The organism is Nocardioides dubius, assembly GCF_039528155.1.
Taxonomy (GTDB): Bacteria; Actinomycetota; Actinomycetes; order Propionibacteriales; family Nocardioidaceae; genus Nocardioides; species Nocardioides dubius.
The window spans coordinates 354,205-376,132 of record NZ_BAAALG010000001.1 but is presented as its reverse complement, the minus strand read 5'-3'; the positions used below and the strand labels follow the sequence as shown (position 1 = coordinate 376,132).

At 70.5% G+C, this 21,928-nt stretch carries 21 protein-coding genes; 13 read left to right on the top strand and 8 right to left on the bottom strand.

Going from position 1 to position 21,928, the window contains the following annotated elements:
• Positions 1-22 precede the first annotated feature (22 nt).
• Positions 23-694: a biliverdin-producing heme oxygenase gene (locus ABD151_RS01685; protein ID WP_343990676.1), complete on the bottom strand. Its 672-nt coding sequence runs from the start codon at positions 692-694 to the stop codon at positions 23-25.
• A gap of 240 nt (positions 695-934) precedes the next feature.
• Between ABD151_RS01685 and ABD151_RS01680 the strand changes: the two genes are divergently transcribed.
• From ABD151_RS01680 to ABD151_RS01650, 7 genes are all read left to right on the top strand, one after another.
• Positions 935-2,032 (top strand): heme/hemin ABC transporter substrate-binding protein, encoded by a 1,098-nt coding sequence (locus tag ABD151_RS01680; RefSeq protein ID WP_343990674.1) that lies wholly within the window; start codon positions 935-937, stop codon positions 2,030-2,032.
• Positions 2,032-3,120, top strand: coding sequence for a FecCD family ABC transporter permease (locus ABD151_RS01675; protein ID WP_343990672.1), 1,089 nt, complete (start codon positions 2,032-2,034; stop codon positions 3,118-3,120). Before ABD151_RS01680 ends, ABD151_RS01675 begins: the two co-directional genes overlap by 1 nt.
• On the top strand, positions 3,117-3,917 hold the full coding sequence (locus ABD151_RS01670; protein ID WP_343990670.1) for a heme ABC transporter ATP-binding protein: 801 nt from the start codon (positions 3,117-3,119) through the stop codon (positions 3,915-3,917). The genes ABD151_RS01675 and ABD151_RS01670 overlap by 4 nt, the downstream gene beginning before the upstream one ends.
• Positions 3,917-4,990 carry a hypothetical protein gene (locus ABD151_RS01665; RefSeq protein WP_343990668.1) on the top strand — a complete coding sequence of 358 codons (1,074 nt, stop codon included), beginning with the start codon at positions 3,917-3,919 and terminating at the stop codon, positions 4,988-4,990. The genes ABD151_RS01670 and ABD151_RS01665 overlap by 1 nt, the downstream gene beginning before the upstream one ends.
• A gap of 37 nt (positions 4,991-5,027) precedes the next feature.
• A complete protein-coding gene (locus ABD151_RS01660; RefSeq protein WP_343990666.1) occupies positions 5,028-6,446 on the top strand; it encodes a hypothetical protein in 1,419 nt (472 codons plus the stop codon).
• Positions 6,447-6,496: 50 nt separating this feature from the next.
• Entirely contained in the window at positions 6,497-7,927 is a 1,431-nt protein-coding gene (locus tag ABD151_RS01655; RefSeq protein WP_343990664.1) for an Ig-like domain repeat protein, read from the top strand.
• A 121-nt stretch (positions 7,928-8,048) separates the two neighbouring features.
• Complete coding sequence (locus ABD151_RS01650; RefSeq protein WP_343990662.1) at positions 8,049-9,515, top strand: hypothetical protein; 1,467 nt, start codon at positions 8,049-8,051, stop codon at positions 9,513-9,515.
• Between the two features lie 6 nt (positions 9,516-9,521).
• Here the strand turns inward: ABD151_RS01650 and ABD151_RS01645 are convergent, their stop codons facing one another.
• The gene (locus tag ABD151_RS01645; protein WP_343990660.1) at positions 9,522-10,085 is read right to left on the bottom strand and encodes a TetR/AcrR family transcriptional regulator; all 564 of its coding nucleotides are present in this window, start codon (positions 10,083-10,085) and stop codon (positions 9,522-9,524) included.
• Position 10,086: 1 nt separating this feature from the next.
• Positions 10,087-10,887, bottom strand: a complete 801-nt coding sequence (locus ABD151_RS01640; RefSeq protein ID WP_343990658.1) for a purine-nucleoside phosphorylase — start codon at positions 10,885-10,887, stop codon at positions 10,087-10,089.
• A gap of 99 nt (positions 10,888-10,986) precedes the next feature.
• Here ABD151_RS01640 and ABD151_RS01635 point away from each other — a divergent pair, with 99 nt between their 5' ends.
• On the top strand, positions 10,987-12,096 hold the full coding sequence (locus ABD151_RS01635) for an FUSC family protein (RefSeq protein ID WP_343990656.1): 1,110 nt from the start codon (positions 10,987-10,989) through the stop codon (positions 12,094-12,096).
• 3 nt (positions 12,097-12,099) lie between these two features.
• On the opposite strand, the gene ABD151_RS01630 is transcribed toward ABD151_RS01635, so the two are convergent.
• Positions 12,100-12,552, bottom strand: a complete 453-nt coding sequence (locus ABD151_RS01630) for a gamma-glutamylcyclotransferase (RefSeq protein WP_343990654.1) — start codon at positions 12,550-12,552, stop codon at positions 12,100-12,102.
• Positions 12,553-12,576: 24 nt separating this feature from the next.
• Here ABD151_RS01630 and lpdA point away from each other — a divergent pair, with 24 nt between their 5' ends.
• From lpdA to ABD151_RS01610, 4 genes are read left to right on the top strand one after another with little or no spacing between them, the layout of a single operon-like run.
• Positions 12,577-13,986, top strand: a complete 1,410-nt coding sequence (gene lpdA / locus ABD151_RS01625; protein WP_415630107.1) for a dihydrolipoyl dehydrogenase — start codon at positions 12,577-12,579, stop codon at positions 13,984-13,986.
• Between the two features lie 4 nt (positions 13,987-13,990).
• The gene (locus ABD151_RS01620; RefSeq protein WP_343990652.1) at positions 13,991-15,391 is read left to right on the top strand and encodes an NAD(P)H-quinone dehydrogenase; all 1,401 of its coding nucleotides are present in this window, start codon (positions 13,991-13,993) and stop codon (positions 15,389-15,391) included.
• Positions 15,392-15,434: 43 nt separating this feature from the next.
• Entirely contained in the window at positions 15,435-16,172 is a 738-nt protein-coding gene (locus tag ABD151_RS01615) for a tyrosine-protein phosphatase (RefSeq protein WP_343990650.1), read from the top strand.
• A 44-nt stretch (positions 16,173-16,216) separates the two neighbouring features.
• Complete coding sequence (locus ABD151_RS01610; protein ID WP_343990648.1) at positions 16,217-17,413, top strand: SpoIID/LytB domain-containing protein; 1,197 nt, start codon at positions 16,217-16,219, stop codon at positions 17,411-17,413.
• Here the strand turns inward: ABD151_RS01610 and ABD151_RS01605 are convergent.
• A complete protein-coding gene (locus tag ABD151_RS01605) occupies positions 17,400-17,642 on the bottom strand; it encodes a biotin/lipoyl-containing protein (protein WP_343990646.1) in 243 nt (80 codons plus the stop codon). The genes ABD151_RS01610 and ABD151_RS01605 overlap by 14 nt on opposite strands.
• Positions 17,643-17,714: 72 nt before the next feature.
• On the opposite strand from ABD151_RS01605, the gene ABD151_RS01600 reads away from it, so the two are divergent.
• Positions 17,715-18,875, top strand: coding sequence for a GGDEF domain-containing protein (locus tag ABD151_RS01600; protein ID WP_343990644.1), 1,161 nt, complete (start codon positions 17,715-17,717; stop codon positions 18,873-18,875).
• A 9-nt stretch (positions 18,876-18,884) separates the two neighbouring features.
• Here the strand turns inward: ABD151_RS01600 and ABD151_RS01595 are convergent, their stop codons facing one another.
• The 3 genes from ABD151_RS01595 to ABD151_RS01585 all read right to left on the bottom strand — a co-directional run.
• Entirely contained in the window at positions 18,885-20,069 is a 1,185-nt protein-coding gene (locus ABD151_RS01595; protein ID WP_343990642.1) for a hypothetical protein, read from the bottom strand.
• A complete protein-coding gene (locus ABD151_RS01590) occupies positions 20,069-20,788 on the bottom strand; it encodes a hypothetical protein (protein WP_343990640.1) in 720 nt (239 codons plus the stop codon). Before ABD151_RS01590 ends, ABD151_RS01595 begins: the two co-directional genes overlap by 1 nt.
• Positions 20,785-21,928 (bottom strand): hypothetical protein (locus ABD151_RS01585; protein WP_343990638.1); only part of this gene is annotated, 1,144 nt, incomplete at its 5' end. The genes ABD151_RS01590 and ABD151_RS01585, both read right to left, overlap by 4 nt.

The following is a 21,928-nucleotide window of genomic DNA, read 5'->3' as shown; positions in this document are numbered from 1 at the left end:
CGGCGTCATGGTGTCGGTGTGCTCAGCGCTGGTAGGCGGCCAGGCTCTGGCCGAGCTCCTCGAAGAGCGCCTGGTTGTGGCCGAAGGCGACCTTCACCTCGGCGACCACGGTCTCGCGCTGGGCGGCGTCCAGCGGCAGCGCGTCGAGCGCGGCGCGGTAGCCGTCCTTGTAGACCTTGGGCTTCTCGATCTCGGCGAACTCGTAGAACGCCAGGCCGGGGGCCTCGGGGGCGACCTCGTAGGTGCGGCCCAGGACGCGGCCGATGGCGAGGCCGCCGGACAGGTCGCCCAGGTAGCGGGTGTAGTGGTGGGCGACGTAGTGCAGCGGGTTCGCTGCCGCGGCCTCGATCCGCTCCGCGTAGGCGGTGGCGGCCGCCGAGGTGTGGCCCAGCTCGACGCCGGCGCGCTGCGACCAGTAGGCGAGGTCGGCGTCGATCGCGGCGGCGCGCTCCAGGCGCAGGTCGTGCAGGGTGCCGACGAGCGGGTCCTCCAGCAGGGTGCGGCCGACCTTCTCCAGTGCGCCGTAGACGGTGCGCAGGGCCTCGAGGTAGTGGAGGTAGCCGAGCTCGTTGATCTTGCCTTCGAGCAGCTGGCTGGTGAAGCCGGCGTTCTCGGCCTCGGTGTGCTCGGCCATCGAGCCCTGGCGCATGGCGACGGAGAGGGTCTCGGTGGGGGTGGTCTCGAGCAGAGTCATGGGTGCTCCTGGCGGATGGACGAGCGTGGATTCGATGATCGACCGGGCGTTGAGCGATGCACGAGGACGATCCTGACAGATTGTCAGAATCGAGACGACGATTTGTCAACTTGGATTCGACAATGTGTCAATTCTCTTGGAGTGAGGTTAGCCTAACAGAACGTTTGTTAGGCTAGCCTTCATCGGGGATGGGTTGAGTTGGGTCCGCTTCCGGATCCACGGGACAGAGGGGAAGAACGCGTGCGTCGCAGCGCAGTTGCCGCGCTCTCGGTTGTCGTTCTGGCGTTGTCCGGATGCGGCATCGAGGTCGGGGACAAGGACGGCGGACACAGCGAGGCATCGGGCCCCGCTGCGCCGGACCTCGACACCGTCACCCCGCTGAGCGACCCCCGGGACTGGCAGGGCGCGGTCACCGCCGTCGCCCAGGACACCGCCGTCGACCCGGTCGCTGAGGACCCCGAGCCCGCACTGCCGGTCACCGTCACCGACAACCAGGGCACCAAGGTGACGATCGACGACACCAGCCGGATCCTGGCCCTGGACATCTACGGCACGCTCTCGCGCACCGTCTACGAGCTCGGCCTCGGCGACTCACTGGTGGGCCGCGACGTCTCGACCTCCTTCCCGGAGGCGGCCGACCTGCCGCTGGTCACCAAGGGCGGCCACGACCTCAACGCCGAGTCGATCCTCGACCTCGACCCGACCCTGATCATCACCGACACCTCGCTCGGGCCGTGGGACGTGATCCTGCAGATGCGCGAGTCCGGGATCCCGGTCGTCGTGGTCGACTCCACCCGCAGCGTCGGCAACGTCGGCTCCCTGATCACCTCGATCGCCCAGGCCGTCGGCCTGCCCGACGAGGGCAAGACCCTGGTCACCCGTACCGAGGCCCAGATCGACGCGATCAAGGCGAAGATCGCCGACGTCGCCCCGAAGGACGACTCGCAGAAGCTGCGCACGATCTTCCTCTACGTCCGCGGTCAGGCGAACGTCTACCAGCTCTTCGGCGAGGGCACCGGCGCCGACACCCTGATCGACGCGCTCGGGCTCTACGACGTCGCTGAGGAGATCGACTGGAAGGGCTCGCGCAACGTCACCGCCGAGGCCCTGATCGAGGCCCAGCCCGACCTCGTCTTCCTGATGTCGAAGGGCCTGGAGAGCGTCGGCAACGTCGACGGCCTCCTGGAGAAGGTGCCGGCCCTGGCCAGCACCCCGGCCGGTGAGAACGAGCGGTTCGTGGCGATGGAGGACTCCCAGATCCTCGGCTACGGCCCGCTGACCGCCTCCGTGCTCAACGCCCTCGGCGTGGCTGTCTACGCGCCGGAGGCGATCTCCTGATGGCGGTCACCACCGCGCCGCAGACCGGCAGCCTGCGTGAACGCATCGCAGGCAGCCTGGCGACCCGCGTCGGCCTGTTCGGCGTGCTCGGCGCGCTGCTGGTGGTCGTGGTGGTGGCGGGCGCCGGACAGGGCGCGGTGAACATCCCGGCGAACGAGGTGCTCGGCTCGATCCTGCACAAGCTCGGCCTCGACATCGGCACCCTGCCCACGCATCCGCGCGGCGAGGACGCCCTGTGGAACGTGCGCTTCCCGCGGGTCGTGCTGGCCGCCTTGGCCGGCGCCGCGCTGGCCACCGCCGGCGCGGTGATGCAGGGTGTCTTCGGCAACCCGCTCGCCGAGCCCGGCGTGATCGGCGTCGCCAACGGCGCCGCCCTCTGCGCGGCCTTCGTGATCGTCTTCGACCTGGCCTTCGTGGGCAACTGGACGATCGCCGTCGCCGCCTTCATCGGTGGCCTGGTGACCACCTTCCTGGTCTATCTGATGGCCCGCGAGAACGGTCGCACCGAGGTCGTCACGCTGGTGCTGACCGGCATCGCGATCAACGCGATGACCAGCGCGGGGCTCTCCTTCATGCTCTTCATGGCCGACACCACCGCCCGCGAGGAGATCGTCTTCTGGACGCTCGGCAGCCTCAACGGGGCGCGCTGGGAGCAGGTCTGGGTGGTGCTTCCCCTGGCCGCCTTCGGCATCGCCGCCTCGATCCTGATGGCGCGCCAGCTCGACCTGCTCGCACTCGGCGACCGTGCCGCGCGCCACGTCGGCGTCGACGTCGAGCGCCTGCGGGTCCGGGCCATCGTGGTGGTCGCCGTGCTGACCGCCGGCGCCGTCGCGTTCTGCGGCGTGATCGCCTTCGTCGGCCTCGTGGTGCCGCACCTGATCCGGCTGATCGCCGGCCCCGGCCACCGGCTCCTGATCCCGGCCAGCGCCCTCGGCGGCGCGGTGCTCCTGGTTGCCGCCGACCTGTGGGCACGCACCGCCATCGTCAACGCCGACCTGCCGATCGGCATGCTCACCTCGCTGGTGGGTGGCCCGTTCTTCTTCTGGCTGATCCGCCGGGCCCGCAAGACGGCGGGAGGCTGGGCATGAGCGGCACCAACGGCACTGCGGCGCTGAGCGCCCGGGGCATCTCGCTGTCCTTCGGCTCGGCGCAGATCCTGCGCGACGTCGACGTCGACGTGCGCGCCGGCGAGGTGCTGAGCCTGGTCGGGCCCAACGGCGCCGGCAAGTCGACGCTGCTCGGCGTCCTGGCCGGCGACGAGACCCCGGACGCCGGCGTGGTGAGCCTGGGGGAGCGGTCGCTGAGCGCGCTGCCCGCCAAAGAGCTGGCCCGCGAGCGCGGGATGCTGCTGCAGAAGCAGCTGCTGAGCTTCGGGTTCCGGGTGCGTGAGGTCGTGGAGATGGGCCGCGCGCCCTGGCACCGCACCGATCGCGCCGACTTCGACGACGCCGTGATCGCCGAGTCGATGAAGCGCGCCGACGTCACGCACCTTGCGGAGCGGTACTTCCCGACCCTGTCCGGCGGCGAGCAGGCCCGCACGGCCTTCGCCCGGCTGCTGGCCCAGGAGACCCCGATCCTGATGCTCGACGAGCCGACCGCGGCACTCGACATCCACCACCAGGAGCAGGTGCTGGAGGTCGCGCGCGATGCCGCCGACGCCGGTGCTGCCGTCGTGGTGGTGCTGCACGATCTCTCCCTCGCGGCCGCCTACTCCGACCAGATCTGCGTGTTGTCGCGCGGTCAGGTCCGTGCCGTCGGCACTCCCGCCGAGGTGCTGCAGCCAGAGCTGCTGAGCGAGGTCTACGACCACCCGGTCCGGGTTCTCGAGCACGACGATCAGCTGATCGTGGTGCCGGTGCGCCGGACCGCACGAGGAGGCAAGTGATGGTGCGCACCGCACGACTGCTGGGCGCGTTGGCGCTGCTCTGCGGGATGGTGTCCCTGCTGGGCACCGCGCCCGCACAGGCTGCCGGCCGGGTCAGCGTCGCCAACGAGTTCGGCTCGGCGAAGATCGACGGCACCTACTCGACCACGCTGACCCTCAGCGGCTCCGGCTTCCAGTCCATCAAGGGCGGGCACGGCGGCATCTACGTCTGGTTCGGCACGGTCAATGGCGTGTGGCAGCCCAGCAAGGGCGGCGTGTCGGGCAAGGACTACCGCTACGTCCCGGACTCGGAGACCGCCGACAACCAGGGCTTCCAGCGCTACATCGCCTTCCCCGGCTCCGACACGGCGTCGGCAGCTGCAGCGACGATGGGCGAGAACGGCAGCTGGCAGGTCAAGCTCGCGGTGCCCGGTCCGACCTTCCAGGCCGTGGGCCGCAACGGCGCCGCCGTCTCGGTGGACTGCCGCAAGGTCCAGTGCGGCGTGATCACCGTCGGTGCGCACGGCGTCAAGAACGCCAACAACGAGACCTTCACGCCGGTCTCCGTCGGTGACCTCTACCAGGCACAGCCGGAGACGACCGACCCCGAGGAGCTCTCGGGCGCGGTTCCGCCGGAGCCCGGCACCCCGGCGGAGACGGCGAAGCGCAAGGCCGGCAACCCCAAGCTCGAGGTCGACCGCACCTCGGCGGTCGCGGGGCGGGTGCTGCCGTTCACGGTGACCGGGCTGGTCAGCGGCCAGCAGATCACCGTCGTCTTCGCCGACGGACGTGCGGCGGCCGGGCCGTTCCTGGTCGGTGACACCGGACAGCTCGCCGGCGTGATCACCCTGCCTGCGGACCTGCCGGCCGGCACCTACGAGCTGCGGGTCTTCGGTGTGGACAAGGCCCCGGCGGTGAAGTTCGCGGTGCGCGCGGCCGACGAGGACGTCGCCGCCCAGCCGGTCGCGGCCAGCACCGAGGACGACGACAAGGTCGAGACCTGGGGCAAGGTCTTCACCGGCTTCGCGGCAGCCGTGCTGCTGCTGGCGCTGGCCCGCCTGCTGATGATCGCGAGGTCGCGCCGTGCGAAGTGATCTGATCCGTGCCGACCTGAGGCGTGGACTGCGCCCGATGGCGGCGGTTCTGCTGCTGGTGCTGGCGATCGGCGCTGCCGTCGTCGGCCTGGTCCAGGTGCCCGACGCGAGCGCCGCCGGTCCGGAGGACTGCACGACGGCGACGACCACCGCCACCGCGACGGCGACCGCCACCGCGACGGCGACCGCGACGGAGACCGCGACCGCGACCGCGACGGCGACTGCGACGCAGACGCCGAGCGCCCCGGCGACCACGTCCGGGCCCGGAGCGACGGCCGACGACTGTGAGACCGAGCAGCCGAGCTCGCCGGGCACCACCGAGCCGACCGAGTCCACCACGGCACCGACCAGCGAGCCTGGCGACGACGAGGTGATCAAGGTCGACGACGCGGTCTTCCGGTGGGGCATCAACAACCAGTCCAACGCCCGCTCGCACAACCCGGGCTCGTTCAACTTCTTCTCGGCCGGCGTCGCGAACCCGGGACGCGGGGGAGTGCAGCTGCTGGAGAAGCACTGGTCCGCGCGGAGCGGCAACGTGACGATCCAGAAGTGGATGGGTGCCTCGAAGAAGTGGCGCACCGCCACCTGGAACGGGTGGAAGACCGTCGAGGACACCACCACCGCGACGGGCATCGACAGCAACTTCAGCCTGCACAACATCGTGATCAGCAAGGGCACCGGCACCATCGACCTCGCCGCGCGCACCGCCACGATCCGGTGGAAGGGCACCTTCACCGTCGTTTACTACGGCGGGAACACGATCTTCACGGTCACCGACCCGGTCCTCCAGGTGGCAGGGGGCACCGGAACCGTCACCGGCACGCTCGGTGGCTTCGCCTCGGAGCGCGACGACATGACGCAGTGGTCGCCGGTGGCGCCCAAGACCGCGACGATCGCCACCCTGGAGGGCGTCAAGCTCAGCCGCTCCGGCTTCAGCACCACGCCTGCCTATCGCGGCGTGACGGCCGCGGGCTTCGAGGACCAGAGCACCAACGGTGCGTGGGGCGCCTTCCCGGCCGGGATGCTGAGCTTCCTCAAGCCGCTCGGCATCGCCCAGTTCTGGTACTCCACCGGGCTCAGCACCGATGACACCAAGCTGCCGCTGCCGATGACGATCAGCTTCACAGCCAAGGAGGTGGCGGCGCCGACGCCGGAGCCCGAGACCCCCAAGCCGACGGTGACCAACCCGGTCAACACGCCGCCCGTGCTGACGCCGCCGGCGCCCAACGCTCCTGCGCCGGGCCTGGTCGGCCCGGTGGCACCCACCGCCGCAGCCGCACCCGAGAGCCTGCAAAGCCTGCTGACCGCAGCCGACCTGACCGCGATCCGCCCGGTGTCGGCCGACACCGGCACCCCGGATCAGGCGAACAGCCGGATCTGGTGGGTCGGCGGCAGCCTGCTGCTCGTCGCAGCCCTGACGCTGCTCATCCCGACGCCGTCGCCGCGACGGCCCTAGACCGCACGACCTCTGCACCGCACGCACGACCAACCGAGAAAGGCAACACCATGCTGTTCCTCACCCGAGGTGGCTCCGGCTGGCGCAAGGCCGCCACTGCTGCCACCGCGACGGCCCTCGCGGCCACCACGCTGGCCTTCGCCAGCAGCCCGGCCCAGGCTGACGCTGAGAACCCGGTTCTGGCCTGGAACATCTCGCAGCAGTACATCGACCACTTCTCGGTCCAGAGCAGCCCGATGGCGCCTGTTCCGACCCTCACCGCCACCGACGGCGCCACCTTCGCCGGTGGCAACATCACGTGGACGTTCGACGGTGCGACCGTCGACGGCAGCGAGACCACCGTCCAGTACAACGGCACCGTGGCGGGCAAGTTCGGCACCTTCTACGGCGTGACCGTCGAGGACCCGGCCCTGGTGTTCGATGCAGCAACGGGCGCGGGAAGCCTCGTTGCGACCGTCTCCGGCGGCGAGATCGGCTCCGAGACCACCCCCGCTGAGGTGACGGTCGCCGAGTTCACTGGCGCTACGGTCACGCCGACCACCATCGCTGGAACCCCCAACTGGGACGGCGTCCTGCCGACCGGCAGTGCCGAGTCTCTCGCGCTGAACATCCCGGCCAACCAGCCGGTCAGCGGGCGCTCCTTCGACCCGGCGTTCCTCGGCAACCTGACCTCCGGCGTGCGTGCGCACTTCTACGCCTCGCTGAACGCTCAGGGCAACGAGCCTGCGTCGAACGTCAAGAAGGCCCCTGCGGCCTTCACGGCTGACTACGAGGTCGCGCCGGCTCCTGCCCCGAGCGTGTCCGCCAACGCCGCGGTGAACGGTGACTTCGTCGACGTCACCGTCTCCGGTGAGAACGTGGTTCCGGACGCCAGCGCACAGTTCGTCGTGAACGGCGTGTACGTCGCGTTCTCCGAGAAGCGCGACATCTTCGACATCGACGCCGAGGGCGCAGAGGACGGCGCCGAGCTGTTCCTCGCCACCAACCACGTCAGCGGCGCGCAGCTGCCGGGTGGCGTGCTCTCCACCGTCGTTGCGGTCGACAAGACCAAGCTGGTCCGGGGCAAGACCTACGCGATCTACACCTGGACCGCGCACGGCAACCCGAAGGCCACCGACAAGGCCTACACCGAGACCGTCGTCGACATCCCCGAGGCCGCCTTCCCGCCGGTCATCCCCCCGGTCGTCAAGAAGGCCTCGGCCACCAAGGTCAAGGTCAACAAGGTCCCGACCACCAAGAAGGTCGGCAAGGCCACCATCACGGTCACCGGCAAGAACGGCACCGCGACCGGCAAGGTCACCTTCGTGCTGAAGAAGGGCAAGGCCACCAAGAAGATCAAGGCCGCCACCCTGAAGAACGGCAAGGTCGCCGTCAAGCTGCCCAAGCTCAAGAAGGGCAAGTGGAAGCTGACCGCCAAGTACGCCGGCAGCAGCAAGTACAAGGCGTCGTCGAAGACCGTGACCATCAAGGTCAAGAAGTGACGCAGCGCTTCGCCTGAACGGGCGGATCACGCAGCCCCATCCCGCACTGCGGGGTGGGGCTGTCGCGTTGTGCTGGGGTTGTGTCGGAGGCCTGCGCCAGGATGCGTGGCATGAGCTCCCGATGCCTGACGCCGACGCCGCCGCGGTCCTCGCCGCCGCGAGTGAGCGTGTCGTGCAACGGCGGCTGGTGGAGATCTCCGAACTCGAGCTGCTAGCCCAGTGGGCGGCGATCCACTCCGCCGATCTCCCGCCCGGCTCCCGCAACAGGCTCGTGCAGATCGGGGGAGAGGGCACGCCGCAGGTGCAGGACCACTGCCTCGGCGAGATCGCGCTCGCCCGCGGCACCCACGTCACCGCGACCACGAACGCACTCGCCGACGTGCTCGACCTGATCCACCGGCTTCCGCGGATCTGGGCGGTCGCGGTGCTCGGCGGTGTCGACGTGTGGATCGTGCGCAAGGTCGCCCGGATGTCGCGCGAGGTGCCGCTCGCCAGCATCTCGATCGTGGACGCCGCCATCGCGCGGATGCTGGGCCATGAGGGTGGCGGGCGAATCCTGGACGTCGCCGAGGCCAAGATCATCGAGGCGGACCTGGACGCCCACAACGCACGGATCGAGCAGGAGCGGCGTCGCCGGTACGTCGGCCTCGGCCGCACCAACGAACACGGTCTCCGCCACCTGATCGCACAGATCGACGCCGGCGACGCGGCGTGGCTGGACGCGACCATCACCCAAACAGCCGACCTCCTGTCCGCCAACGATCCCGTCGACCGCTCCCGTGACGAGTGGCGAGCGATCGCCCTGGGCTACCTCGCCCGACCCGCCGAGCTGCTCGCGTTGCTCGCGCAGGAAGCGGCGAGCGCACAGCAGGCACCAGAAGCAGGCGACAGTGCCCAACGCGGCAGCGACGGGGCAGCCGCCTCCTGCTCGTGCGGCCCGAACCGCGCGATCGCCTTTCCCTGCGAGCTGCTCGATGCCCTGCAGAAGGTCGACTGGCGCAAGCTGCGACCGAAGGCCACGCTCTACCTGCACCTCGCTGAGGGAGCGCTCACCGGCTTCGGCAGCGAGTCGAAGGTGCCGGGCGTGGTCCGGGTCGAGAGTGCCGGGGCCTTCGGCCTGCGGGCGCAGACCCTCGATCAGCTGCACGGCCTGCTGGCCCACGCCCGGGTCACCGTCAAGCCGGTGATCGACCTCAACGACCGCATCCGCACCACCGCCTACGAGCATCCCGAGTCCCTCAAGGAGCGGGTGTACCTGCGCTCCGGCGGCGACTACTGGCCCTACAGCACCTCGACCAGCCGCAACGTCGACTACGACCATGTGACGCCCTACGACGACACGGGGCCGCCGGGCCAGACCGGCACCCACAACGCGGGTCCGCTCGGCAGACGTCACCACCGGTGGAAGACCCATGCCGGCTACCGGGTGCGCCAGATCGGCGAGCACCGCTACCTCTGGACGACCCCGCACGGGCTCGGCTTCGTCGTCGACCACCGCGGCACCCATCGGATCACCACAGCGGAAGCGAAGCTGATCGCCAGCTCGGCCGACGGGCTGGAGATCTACCCCGATCTCTACGCCGCCTAGCCGTGCCTAGCCGGCGCGCAGCGCCCGCAGCACGAACGCCTCGATCGCCTCGACGGGCAGATGCCGCGGGTTGAGGCAGGCGTGGATCAGCGACATGGTCACGTTCGGGTCCTCGACGATGAAGTCGCCCGAGGCGACGCCGTCGGCGAGGATCGCGCGCAGCACGCTCTCCACCTCCATCACGTGCTCGCGGATCGCCAGGCGCGACTCCGGCGACAGCAGCCCGTACAGCTGGGTGCCCATGCCCATGTGGAACTGCTCGCCGGCCACCAGGTGGTGGTGCACGTAGAGCCGCATCCGCTCGACGGGGGAGTCCGCCGTCGCCAGCACCTCGTTCAGCGCCTCGACGTACTGCTCGGTCTCGTGGCTGGCGAAGGCCACCACGACCGCTTCCTTGTCCGGGAAGTGGTGGTAGATGGCCGTGCGGCCGATCCCGGCACGCGCCGCCAGCTGGGCCATCGAGATCGCGTCGAAGCTCCTCTCGGCCAGGAGCGAGGCGAGCGCCTCGAAGACGCTCTGCCGCAACTGCTCGCGGTGGGCGTCCAGCGATCCGCCGGTGATCTTCGGCAACTCAGATCTCCCCGACGATGCTGCTGAGCAGCCCGCCCATCCGCGACGCCGCGGCCTTGCCGGCCTCCAGCACTTCCTCGTGGTTCAGCGGCTGTCCGCTCAACCCCGCGGCCAGGTTCGTGACCAGGCTGATCCCGAGCACCTCCATGCCGGCCTCGCGGGCGGCGATCGCCTCCAGCGTGGTGCTCATCCCGACCAGGTCGCCGCCGATCGCCCGGACCATGTTGATCTCGGCCGGCGTCTCGTAGTGCGGGCCGGGGAACTGGACGTAGACGCCCTCGTCCAGGCTCGGGTCGAGCTGCCTGCACAGGGCACGCAGCCGCGGGCTGTAGAGGTCGGTCAGGTCGACGAACTTCGCCCCCACGATCGGGGAGGTCGCCGTCAGGTTGATGTGGTCGCTGATCAGCACCGGCTGCCCGGGCCGCCAGCCCTCGCGCAGACCACCGCATCCGTTGGTCAGCACGATCGCGCGGCAACCGGCCTCGGCCGCGGTGCGGATCGGGTGGACGACGGCAGCCACACCGCGGCCCTCATAGAAGTGGGTCCGGGAGAGGAAGGCCAGCACGTTGGTCTCGCCCACCCGGATCGAGCGGATCTTGCCCGAGTGGCCGGCCACCGCAGCAGCGGAGAAGCCCGGCAGGTCGGTCGCGTCGATCTCCGCGGTCGCCTCGCCGAGGGCGTCGACGGCGGGGAGCCAGCCAGATCCGAGAACGAGTGCGAGGTCGTGGCGCTCGACGCCGGTGAGCTCGCCCAGCTTTGCGGCGGCCTCGGTGGCGAGGGCATAGGGGTCGGTCGCAGTCACCCACCGATACTAGGCCGCGCCAGCCGCCGGTGCACGCCGACCTCTTCGGTGGCGTGGTCCCACGTTGCGTGGCGAGGGCGGGCGCGGTTGGATCGTCGTGTGGCGACCCAACGGCGGATGCTCCAGTCCCTCGCTCCGGCCCCGGCGATGACGCTGCGTGATCGGTTCGTCGCGGTCCGGCACCGTTGGCGCACCCTGCTCCGGCTGGCTGCCGCGACCAGCGCCGCATACGCCGTCTCCACCCACGTGCTCGGTCACGAGCAGGCCTTCTTCGCCCCGATCGCCGCGGTGATCGTGCTGCTCGCCGGGGCGGGCCTGCGCCAACGACTTCTGGTCGAGCTGATCGTCGGCGTCGCCCTCGGCGTGCTGATCGGCGAGCTGCTGATCCTGGCGATCGGCCGGGGCGTGTGGCAGCTCGGGCTGGTGGTGGTGTTGACCGCCGCGATCGTGCACTTCAGCGGGCTGGCCGGGCTGGCCCGCACTCAGGCGGTCAACTCTGCCGTGCTGCTGGCCACCGTGATCCCGGCTCCCGGTGCCGACAACCCGGCGCTCACCCGCTTCCTGGACGCGCTGGTCGGCGGCGTCTGCGGCCTCGCGATGATCCTGCTGCTGCCGCGCAACGCGACCCGGGACATCGCCGTGGAGGTGCGTCCCCTGCTGGAGCAGCTGCAGCGCGTCCTGCACGGCGTCGCCCAGGCACTGCGGGACGGCGATCCGGCCCGTGCCGACGACGCCCTCGACCTGGCCCGGGGGCTGCAGGGGCAGGTGAACACCGCGATCAACACCGCCGAGAACGTGGCCGAGGTGGCCAGCATGTCGCCGGTGCGCTGGCACCAGCGCCGCGAGGTGGCCCGCTATGCCGCGGTGCTCGGCGACATCGACAACGCGATCCGCGATGCGCGGGTGCTGGCCCGCCGCGTCGGCACGCTGCTGCGGCTGGGGGAGAGCTGCAGCGAGCAGATGCACCGCTCGATCGAGCTGCTCGCGGACGGCGTGCACCTCTTCGAGGCCGGCCTCGACGACAGCGCGACCCAGGCCGAGGCCCAGGAGGAGCTGGTCGAGGCGGTCCGGCTGGCGCTGGAGTCGCTGACCGGCCAGCTCACCGTCAACCGGGCCGCAGTGGCCGCGCAGGTCCGCTCGCTGGCTGCCGACGTGCTCTTCGCCAGCGGGATGACCCGCGACGAGCTCGACGTCCGGCTGGACTTCTGAGAGCTACAGGCCGGTCGAGCGGCACGGACGGTGGCGCAGCGCCCGTACGTAGTCGCTCGGTGCGTCGGCGGCCTCGGCAGAGTCGGCCAGCACCCCGAGGTAGGACGCCGAGGGCAGACCGCCCTCGAAGGCGTCCAGCACCAGCGCCCAGGCCACCAGGTCGCCGGTCAGCGACTTCACCCGCACCTTGGTGCGCAGGTAGAGCCCGGTGGTCGTCGACTCCCACTGCTCCATCGCGTCGGCGTCGTCGTCGGTGACGTCGTAGACCGCCACGAAGACCTGCTCGAACGGGTCCGGGACGATGGTCGCCAAGGCGCCGTCCCAGCCGTGCTCCTCGCCGCCGAACGTCAAACGCCAGCCCTCCAGCCAGCCGGTGCTGCGCAGCGGTGAATGCGGGCAGCGCTGACTCATGCGGGCCGGGTCCAGGTTGGTCCCGTAGGCGGCGTAGAGCGTCACGAGGAGCAGGATAGTCTGGCCGTCGTGACCCACTACAACGTCCTTGTCCTTGGTGCCGGTCCTGGTGGCTACGTCGCGGCGATCCGCGCAGCCCAGCTCGGCCACACCGTTGCAGTCGTCGAGGAGAAGTACTGGGGAGGTGTCTGCCTCAATGTTGGCTGCATCCCCTCCAAGGCACTTCTGAAGAATGCCGAGCTCGCTCACGTGTTGACCCACGAGAAGGCGAAGTTCGGCATCGAAGGCGACGCCACCATGTCCTTCGGCCCCACCCACAAGCGCTCCCGGCAGGTCTCGGCCGGCATCGTCAAGGGTGTCCACTTCCTGATGAAGAAGAACAAGATCGCCGAGATCGACGGGTGGGGAACCCTCACCGGTGCGCGCGACGGCAAGCAGGGCATCGACGTCAAGGCCGCCGACGGCTCGGTCACCTCCTACACGGCCGACAACATCATCATCGCGACCGGCGCCCAGGTGCGGATGCTCCCGGGCATCACCAAGAGCGCCAACGTGGTCACCTACGAGGAGCAGATCCTCGACGAGAACCTCCCCGGCTCGATCATCATCGGGGGCTCCGGCGCGATCGGCGTCGAGTTCGCCTACGTGCTCAAGAACTTCGGCGTCGACGTCACCATCGTCGAGTTCGCCGACCGGATGGTGCCGGCCGAGGACGCCGACGTCTCCAAGGAGCTCGCCAAGCACTACAAGAAGCTCGGCGTGAAGGTGCTCACCTCCACCGCCGTGAAGTCGGTCGAGGACACCGGCTCCGGCGTGAAGGTCACCGTGGCTCCGGCCGCCGGCGGCGAGGAGCAGATCCTCGAGGCCGACAAGATGCTGGCCGCCTTCGGCTTCGCTCCGCGCATCGAGGGCTACGGCCTCGACGCCGCCGGCGTCGCGCTGACCGACCGTGGCGCGATCGCGGTCGACGCCCGTGGCCGCACCAACGTGCCCGGCGTGTACGCGATCGGCGACGTCACCGGCAAGATGATGCTGGCCCACGTCGCCGAGGCGATGGGCATCGTCGCGGCCGAGACCATCGCCGACGTCGAGACCATCGAGATCGACTTCGACATGATCCCGCGCGCCACCTACTGCCAGCCGCAGATCGGCTCCTTCGGCTACACCGAGGCGCAGGCCAAGGAGAAGGGCTACGACGTCAAGACGGCGACCTTCCCGTTCAGCGCCAACGGCAAGGCCCAGGGCCTGGGCGATGCGGTCGGCTTCGTCAAGGTCGTCGCCGACGCCGAGTTCAACGAGATCCTCGGCGCGCACATGATCGGCCCGGACGTCACCGAGCAGCTGCCGGTGCTGACCCTGGCCCAGAAGTGGGACCTCACCGCAGACGAGGTGGCGCGCAACGTGTTCGCCCACCCGACGCTCTCGGAGGCCGTCAAGGAAGCCGTGCACGGCATCTCCGGCCACATGATCAACTTCTGATCTGATGCCTGACTCCTCACGACGTGTTGTGATCCTGGGCGGTGGCCCGGGCGGGTACGAGTCCGCCCTGGTCGCCGCTCAGCTCGGCGCCGACGTCACCGTCGTCGACTCCGACGGCATCGGCGGCTCGGCGGTCCTCACCGACTGCGTGCCGTCCAAGACCCTGATCGCCACCGCGGAGCTGATGACCGACATCCGCGGTGCGCGGGAGCTCGGCCTGCGCCTGCCCGGCTTCACGGGTCTGGTCGCCGACCTCACCGTCGACCTCTCGGCGGTCAACGACCGGGTGAAGTCGCTGGCGGCGGAGCAGTCCGCCGACATCGCCCGGCGCCTGGAGCGCGACGGCGTCAAGGTGCTGGTGGGCCGGGGCCGTCTGGACGGCAACGAGCGGGTGATCGCCACCCTCGCCGACGGCACCGAGCAGGTGCTGGAGGCGGACACCATCCTGATCGCCACCGGGGCCGCGCCGCGCACCCTGCCCAGCGCCCAGCCCGACGGCGAGCGGATCCTCACCTGGGAGCAGGTCTACGACCTCGACGAGATCCCGCAGAAGCTGATCGTGGTCGGCTCCGGCGTCACCGGCGCCGAGTTCGCCAGCGCGTACCTCGCGTTGGGCGTCGACGTCACCCTGGTCTCCTCGCGCGACCGGGTGCTGCCCGGCGAGGACGCCGACGCCTCGGCGGTGCTCGAGGAGGTCTCGATCCGCAAGGGCATGAACGTGCTCGGCCAGTCGCGGATGGAGTCGGTGGTCCGTGACGGCGACGTCGTCACGGTCACCCTCACCGATGGCCGTCAGGTCACGGGCAGCCACTGCATCCTGGCGCTGGGCTCGATCCCGAACACCGCGGACCTCGGCCTGGAGAGCGCCGGCGTGATCACCGACGACGGCGGCTTCATCAAGGTCGACCGGGTCTCGCGGACGTCGGCTCGTGGCGTCTACGCCGCGGGCGACTGCACCGGCGTGCTGATGCTCGCCTCGGTGGCGGCGATGCAGGGCCGGATCGCGATGTGGCACTTCCTCGGCGACGCGGTGGCCCCGCTCGACCTCAAGAAGGTCGCCTCCAACGTGTTCACCGCACCCGAGATCGCCACCGTCGGCTGCTCGCAGAAGGCGGTGGAGTCGGGCGAGATCCTCGCCGAGACCGTGATGCTGCCGCTGGCCGGCAACCCGCGCGCCAAGATGCAGGGCATCCACGACGGCTTCGTGAAGCTGTTCTGCCGCCCGGGCATGGGCATCGTGGTGGGCGGCGTGGTGGTGGGCCCGCGGGCCTCCGAGCTGATCCACCCGCTCTCGATCGCCGTCTCGGAGTCGCTGACCGCCGACCAGTTCGCGCAGGCGTTCACGGTGTACCCGTCGCTGAGCGGCTCGCTGGCCGAGGCCGCCCGCCGGCTGCACCGGGTGTGAGACGCCCACTTCACGCGTGGGCGCCGGAAACGAGAATGAGGTCATGAGCCAACGCTTCGACACCCTGGTCAACCTCCGCGACGTCGGTGGCCTGCCGATCACCGGCGGCGGAGCCACCCGCAGCGGCGTGCTGTACCGGGGCGACGCGCTGTGGCCCGACGACGCCCTGCCGGGCGGCGTCGGGTCCTGGCCGCCTGCGCTGGTGATCGATCTGCGCTCGGACCTGGAGATCGAGCGGGTCAACTACCCGTGGGAGCCGGGCTCGCGCTACCAGCACCACCCGGTGCACGAGCGGGCGATCCCGACCGACCTGGCCGAGCAGGGCAACCTGCGCGACCTGTACGCCTTCCTGATCGACCACGCCGGCGACCGGCTGGCCGCCGTGGTGAGCCTGGTCGCCGACGACCTCGGTGGTCCGGCGCTGGTGCACTGCTCCGCCGGCAAGGACCGCACCGGCCTGGTCGTGGCGGCCCTGCTGCTGGCCGCCGACGTCGAGCCGGAGGCGGTGATCGACGACTATCTGCTCACCGGCACCAACATGGACAACCTGGTCCGGCGCTGGCAGCAGCGCGCCGAGGCGAGCGGCAAGAGGTTCGACTCCGGGACCAGCGACGCCGGCGCGATGACCAAGTGGCTGCTCACGCCGCGCGAGGCCATCGAGCTGGCTGTGGACCGGTTCACCGGTGCCGCCGGGGGAGCGCGTGGCTGGCTCGTCGCGAACGGTGCCGACCCTGCCCAGATCGAGGCCTGGCGCACGCGCATCAGTGCTGACCGCAGCTGATTCCTGTTACGTTGGGGAGTCTTCGACGTGAGAGGAACCCTCCCATGCTGACAACGAGCGCACGCCTCGCGACGCTCTTCGCCCTGGTGGTCTCCACCGTTCTGGTGGCCGCGCCGAGTGGCGCCGCCGAGGAGAACCAGAACTTCACCGTGCCACAGAACGGCCGCCTGGTGATCCACGGCCACGGCTACGGGCACGGGCACGGGATGTCGCAGTACGGCGCCGAGGGCGCTGCCCGCCAGGGCCTGAGCTGGAAGCAGATCCTGGCCTTCTACTATCCGGGCACCAAGCGCGCCGAGCTGCGCGGCAAGGTGCGGGTGCAGATCAGCGCCAACTCGCCGAAGACGCTGACGGTCAGCCCCCGCTCGGGGCTGAAGGTGCGCGACCACGGCGCGAGCAAGACCTGGACGCTGCCGGTGGGCAAGGCGAAGCGGTGGCGCCTCAAGCTGGACGGCAAGCGCCGCACCGTCGTCCAGCTCCGCGACGCCAACGGCTGGCGCACCTGGCGCACCCTCAAGGGGCAGGCCTCGTTCCGCGCGGCCGGCAAGCCGATCACCCTGTGGATGCCCAGCGGAGCCACCGGCTACCGCGGCCAGCTGCACTTCGTCGGGCCGGCGAGCAGCAGGACCCGCTACGCGGTCAACGTGGTGGGCATCAACAACTACATCCGCGGCGTCGTCCCCCGGGAGATGCCGGCGACCTGGAGCCCGAACGCGGTCCGCGCCCAGGCGGTGGCGGCGCGCACGTACGCCGCCTACGAGATGCAGCACCCGCGCTCGGCGTACTTCCAGCTCTGCGACACCGTCTCCTGCCAGGTCTACGGCGGGGTCGCCTCCGAGCACCCGGCCTCCAACGCGGCCGTCGACGCGACCCGCGGGGTGGTCCTGCACCACGGCGGCAAGCCGGCCTTCACCCAGTTCAGCTCGAGCAGCGGTGGTTGGACGGTGGCCAACCAGTTCAGCTACCTCAAGGCCCAGGAGGACCCGTACGACGGCTGGGCCGGCAACCCGGTGCACGACTGGAAGGTCTCCACGACCCGCGCCAAGATCGAGGCCGTCTGGCCGAGCATCGGCACCCTGCAGCGGGTCAGCGTCACCGTGCGCGACGGAAACGGCCAGTGGAACGGGCGCGCCCGCACGGTCGTGCTGGTGGGCAGCAAGGCGAAGGTCACCATGACCGGCGACGACTTCCGCTACCGGATGGGCCTGCGCTCCACCTGGTTCACCTTCAAGGCGTCGTAGCGCGGATGGTGGCGACGACGTCGCCACCGCTGACCAGGTCGTGCTCGGCAGCGATCACCTCGACCACGGTGCCGCTGCCGGGCGCGGTCAGCATGCTCTCCAGCTTGAGCGCCTCCAGCACCGCGACGGGTGCTCCCGCGGCGACCTCGTCGCCGACGGCGACCAGCAGCGTCAGGGCACCGTGGAACGGGGCGCTGACCGCGAGATCGGTGGCGGGGGCGAGTGGCACGCTCCGACGATAGGTCATCGGCAACCTGTCTAGTTAACTCGGCTCCCTGGTCCTACGCCCTACCATGAGGGCATGCTCGACACCTTCTCACTGCGGGTCGCCTTCGGGCTGGTCGCGGTCTGCGTGCTGGTGTTGACCTACTTCGTCACCTACCGCTCCACCCGGTCCGCGTACAGCGGCTGGTGGACCCTCGCCCTGCTCGGCTTCGGCCCCGGCGCGCTGCTCTATCTCTTCAACGGCACCCCGCTGCAGGCGATCGCCAACCCGCTGGGCAACGCGGCGACCATCCTCGGCACCGTCTGCCTGTGGGGCGGCACCCGGGCACTCGGCGGCCGGGAGCTGCCGCGCTGGGTGCTGGTCGCGGCGCCGCTGGCCTCCTTCGTCCCGGCCCTCTTCGACGACCCGGGCGACGACGTCTGGCCGGCCGGATCGGTCTACCTGGCAGTGAACGCGGTGCTCACCGTGCTGGCGGCGCGGGAGATGCTCCGGCTGGGGTGGCAGCTGCGCCGTGACGACGAGCCGCGGATGGAGTACCTGCGCTCGGTCGACTCGATGACCGTGGTCTCCTGCGTCTTCGCCGCCTTCTACCTACTGCGCACGCTCGTCTTCGTGGCCGTCGGCCCGGAGGCGGACCTGTTCCGGATCGGCTTCGGCTCGCAGGCGGCCTGCCTGCTCTTCATGCTGCTGATGGTCGCAACCAGCTTCAACGTCTCGATCCTCAGCTTCGAGCGCGAGTCGCATGCGCTGCGGGAGCGGGCCACCCGCGACGCCCTGACCGGCCTCTTCAACCGCAACGCCTTCGAGGAGGCGGTGAGCATCATGCGGCGCCGCTCCGGCGGCACCGGCGCGGCCGTGCTGATGGCGGACCTCGACCAGTTCAAGGGCCTCAACGACGGGCTCGGGCACCAGGCGGGGGACCGTGCGCTGGTGGCCTTCTCCGAGAGCGCGCGCACCGTCGTCGGCGAGCGCGGAGTGGTCGGGCGCCTGGGCGGCGACGAGTTCGTGATCGTCAGCTTCCGGGCCCGGGCCGAGGAGCTGGCCCATGCCATCGACACCGCCTACCGCAACGCCGACACCCAGGTCGAGGGCGACCTGCCCACGGTCAGCTTCGGGATCGCCCGGCTGGCACCCGACGACGCGCTCGACGACGCGCTGGAGCGCGCGGACATCGCCATGTACCGCGCGAAGGCGATGGGCGGCGGGCGTGCGGTGCGGGAGAGCGCCGACGCCTAGCGCGGCTGCTCAGCGCTCGCTACGGCGGCGCATCGCGGCCAGCAGGTCGGGCTCCAGGGAGCCGAACCCGGTCGAGGCCCAGGGCTCGAGGTGGGTGTCGAAGTAGTGCTGCGGCTTGTCGTCGTCGAGCACGTCGAGGATCTCCGGCACGTTGCCGCGCTCCAGGTCGCGCCGGCAGCGCTCACACAGCGGCACCGCCGTGCTGCGACCGGCCAGCAGCACCGGGCGGCCGGTGTTGCCGTGGCCGTGCAGCGGGTTGAGGAAGCAGCCCGGCTTGGGCGCCCACGCCTTGCCGGCCAGGGCGCGGTCCAGCGCGGTGCTGCCGCGGCCGGCGAGCACGATCGCACCGACCACGTCGAGCAGCGGGGCGTCCTGTTCGTCGGTGAGCCGACGCGCCGCCTGGTAGTGGTCGAGGGCCTGCTGCCAGGAGCCCCGATTGTCGCCCGAGCCGATCTCGTAGGCGTCCAGTGCCTCGCCCAGCGCCAGGGTCTCGCTCTGGGCGCGGGCGCGCAGGGTGCGCTCGTTGGCGGCACGCACCCGCGCCATCGCCGACGGTGGCAGGGAGAGCGCGGCGCTCTTGGCCCGCTTGCTGCGCAGCACCCGGAGCGCGACCGCGCCGACCACCAGGCCGGCGACGATCAGCGACCCGATCAGCACGGGGGAGGTGCCGTCGTCGTAGTCGTCGTCGCCGTACCGCTCCTCGCGGGTGGCCTCCTCAGCATCCTCGTGGGCACGGTAGAGCTCGTTGAACTCCTCCGGAGGCAGGCCCAACAGCTCGACGGTCTCCGACAGCGCCGCCTGGACGGTCTGCGGCTCTGCGGCGCGCACGAGCGAGGTGACGTAGTAGTCCATCTCGCCGTTGCGCTCGCCCTCGATGTCCCACTGGCGACCCTCGACGCGGACGGAGCTGTAGGAGTCGGGAATGACGGCGACCGAGTTGCTGAGGTAGAGCCCGGGTTCGGGGTGGGCTTGGTGGAGAAGGGTGAGCAGGTCGCCCGGCTTGCCGCCGAACCGGTCGTCGTACTCGTACGGGAAGAGCACCACGTAGGTCGGCTCGGGGAGCGCGGTCAACTCCTGAGACAGCGTCTCCTCCTCGGCGGCGGAGAGGTGCTTGCGCATGGCGGGATGGACGTAGACGTGGTCCTCGTCCAGCTCGGCGTGGATCGTGTCGAAGAGATCGGGCTTCGCGCTCATCAGGCATCCTTCGTCGGGCCGCTGCTGGGGACATTGCTCAACCGCCAGCTGCCGCGCAGCCGCGGTACCCCGGCCAGCCGGGCGAGGCCCCACAGCGCCGCGATCCCCAGCAGCGCACCGGTGCCGTAGATGAGGCCGACCGCGAAGCCACCCCACAGGCCGCCGTAGTAGTCCGAGCCGTTGCCGTACGGGTCCGGCTCGCGCCACTCGACGTTGACCTCGGCGTCCGCGATCATCTCGGGAAGCGTGATCGCCGGGTCGCCGAGGAAGTCGGCGTCGTTGATCCAGTACCCGTCGCCGATCAAGGTGTCGCTGCTGGTGCCGTTCGGGCCCTCCCAGACGAACAGGACGCCGCGCGGCATCTGCTCGGCGACCTCGCGCTCAAGCTGCTGACCCAGCATGAAGCCGCCGGTGCCAGCGTCGAAGGTCTTCGTCCAGATGACGATGCTGACCGGAACCTCGGCCTCGGCGACAGCCTTCACCAGGCTCCGCTCGCCACGCTCATCGATCAGGTCACGGGCGTCCGGTGCCACGTAGACGCCGTCGTCGGCCAGCCCAGCGATGGCGTTGGTGACCCGGTCGCTGACGTGTCCGAGGTCGGGCTCCTCGACCTCCCGCTCGCGCTGTGCGGAGTTCTCCTGCTCCCAGAGGCTGACCCCGGTGGCTACACCGAGGCCGATCAGCACGGCCGCCAGCAGGCTCAGCAGACCACCCTTCATCGGCCCACCTTCTGCCAGAAGTCGTCATCCAGGGCTCCGTAGCCAGAGGCAGCCCACAGGGACTGGCCGTCGTAGTAGGCACGGCGCCTGCCGAAGCTGCGCCGCTCCAGCAAGGGGTCGCGGGGGTGGCCGACCTCGTGGCGCTTGCGACACCCACGGCAGACGGGCACCTCCAGGCCGCCGCCGAGGGCCATCGCGGTGGTCGCCTCGCCGTGCAGTGGATTGACGTAGCAGGCTCGGTAGCGCTGGCTGCCCTGGGAGGTCGCCAGCCGCTCGGCCATCCGGGCCAGCACCACCGCGCCGACCAGGTCGAGGCCGTCGTCGCTGGTGCGCAGCGTGCGGGCGCGGGCAAGGAGGTCGAGGACCTCGCTCTCGAGCTCCGACGACAGCTTGCGGCGCTCCGCCTTCGCCTCGGCATTGGTGATCGCCTGATCGGCGAGCGCTGCGTGGCGTGCCTGGGACTTGTCCGCCGGTGGCCGATAGCGGAGCGCCTGGATCAGGCGGTAGGCGATCACGGTGGTGACCAGGGCGGTGCCGGTGGCCACCAGCGCCGAGAGACCCACGCTCGGCTCGAGATCCGAGGGGGTGTCATCCCAGACGGTCTCGACCTCGCGGTGCACCCACGGGTCACCCAGGTAGGCGGCGGTCTGGGACTGGCCCAGCGACGGCTCCTGGCCCGGTTGGGCCTCCGCCGCGGCGACGAGGTCCAGGACCAGCCCAGCATCGGCGCCGGGGTGGCTGTGGCACTCCGCGCACGCGCCGAGTGCCTGCTTCCACACGATCTGCTGTGCATCCTGCAGGGCCCCCAGCAGGGTGTAGTAGTCGCTGCCCTCCTGGGGCAGGACATCGCCTGCGACGCGCAACTCGTTGCCGCTGCGCGGGGTCGCCACGTAGTAGACGCCGTCGCCCAGCTCCTGCTGCAGCAGGAGCGAGAGCTCCTCGACGCCGTCGTCGCCGCTCATCGAGGCTGGGGGCTTGGTGAGCACCACATAGACCGGGACGTCGACCAGCTCGGCCTTCTCACGCAGCGCGGCGCGCAGCGCCTCGGTCTGCCCGTTGCCCATCAGCTCCTCGACGAGGATCGGGTCCTTGCGCAGCGCTGTGGCGATCTCCTCGACAGTATCGGGGAAGGCCGAAGCC

Bases quoted from the DNA above. Each gene is read 5' to 3' on its own strand.
- ABD151_RS01620 (WP_343990652.1), top strand. From the start codon at position 13,991: ATGCCTGACTCCTCACGACGTGTTGTGATCCTGGGCGGTGGCCCGGGC.
- ABD151_RS01615 (WP_343990650.1), top strand. From the start codon at position 15,435: ATGAGCCAACGCTTCGACACCCTGGTCAACCTCCGCGACGTCGGTGGC.
- ABD151_RS01590 (WP_343990640.1), bottom strand. From the start codon at position 20,788: ATGAAGGGTGGTCTGCTGAGCCTGCTGGCGGCCGTGCTGATCGGCCTC.
- ABD151_RS01600 (WP_343990644.1), top strand. From the start codon at position 17,715: ATGCTCGACACCTTCTCACTGCGGGTCGCCTTCGGGCTGGTCGCGGTC.
- ABD151_RS01655 (WP_343990664.1), top strand. From the start codon at position 6,497: ATGCTGTTCCTCACCCGAGGTGGCTCCGGCTGGCGCAAGGCCGCCACT.
- ABD151_RS01670 (WP_343990670.1), top strand. From the start codon at position 3,117: ATGAGCGGCACCAACGGCACTGCGGCGCTGAGCGCCCGGGGCATCTCG.
- ABD151_RS01685 (WP_343990676.1), bottom strand. From the start codon at position 694: ATGACTCTGCTCGAGACCACCCCCACCGAGACCCTCTCCGTCGCCATG.
- ABD151_RS01650 (WP_343990662.1), top strand. From the start codon at position 8,049: ATGCCTGACGCCGACGCCGCCGCGGTCCTCGCCGCCGCGAGTGAGCGT.
- ABD151_RS01595 (WP_343990642.1), bottom strand. From the start codon at position 20,069: ATGAGCGCGAAGCCCGATCTCTTCGACACGATCCACGCCGAGCTGGAC.
- ABD151_RS01675 (WP_343990672.1), top strand. From the start codon at position 2,032: ATGGCGGTCACCACCGCGCCGCAGACCGGCAGCCTGCGTGAACGCATC.
- ABD151_RS01660 (WP_343990666.1), top strand. From the start codon at position 5,028: ATGGCGGCGGTTCTGCTGCTGGTGCTGGCGATCGGCGCTGCCGTCGTC.
- ABD151_RS01665 (WP_343990668.1), top strand. From the start codon at position 3,917: ATGGTGCGCACCGCACGACTGCTGGGCGCGTTGGCGCTGCTCTGCGGG.
- ABD151_RS01610 (WP_343990648.1), top strand. From the start codon at position 16,217: ATGCTGACAACGAGCGCACGCCTCGCGACGCTCTTCGCCCTGGTGGTC.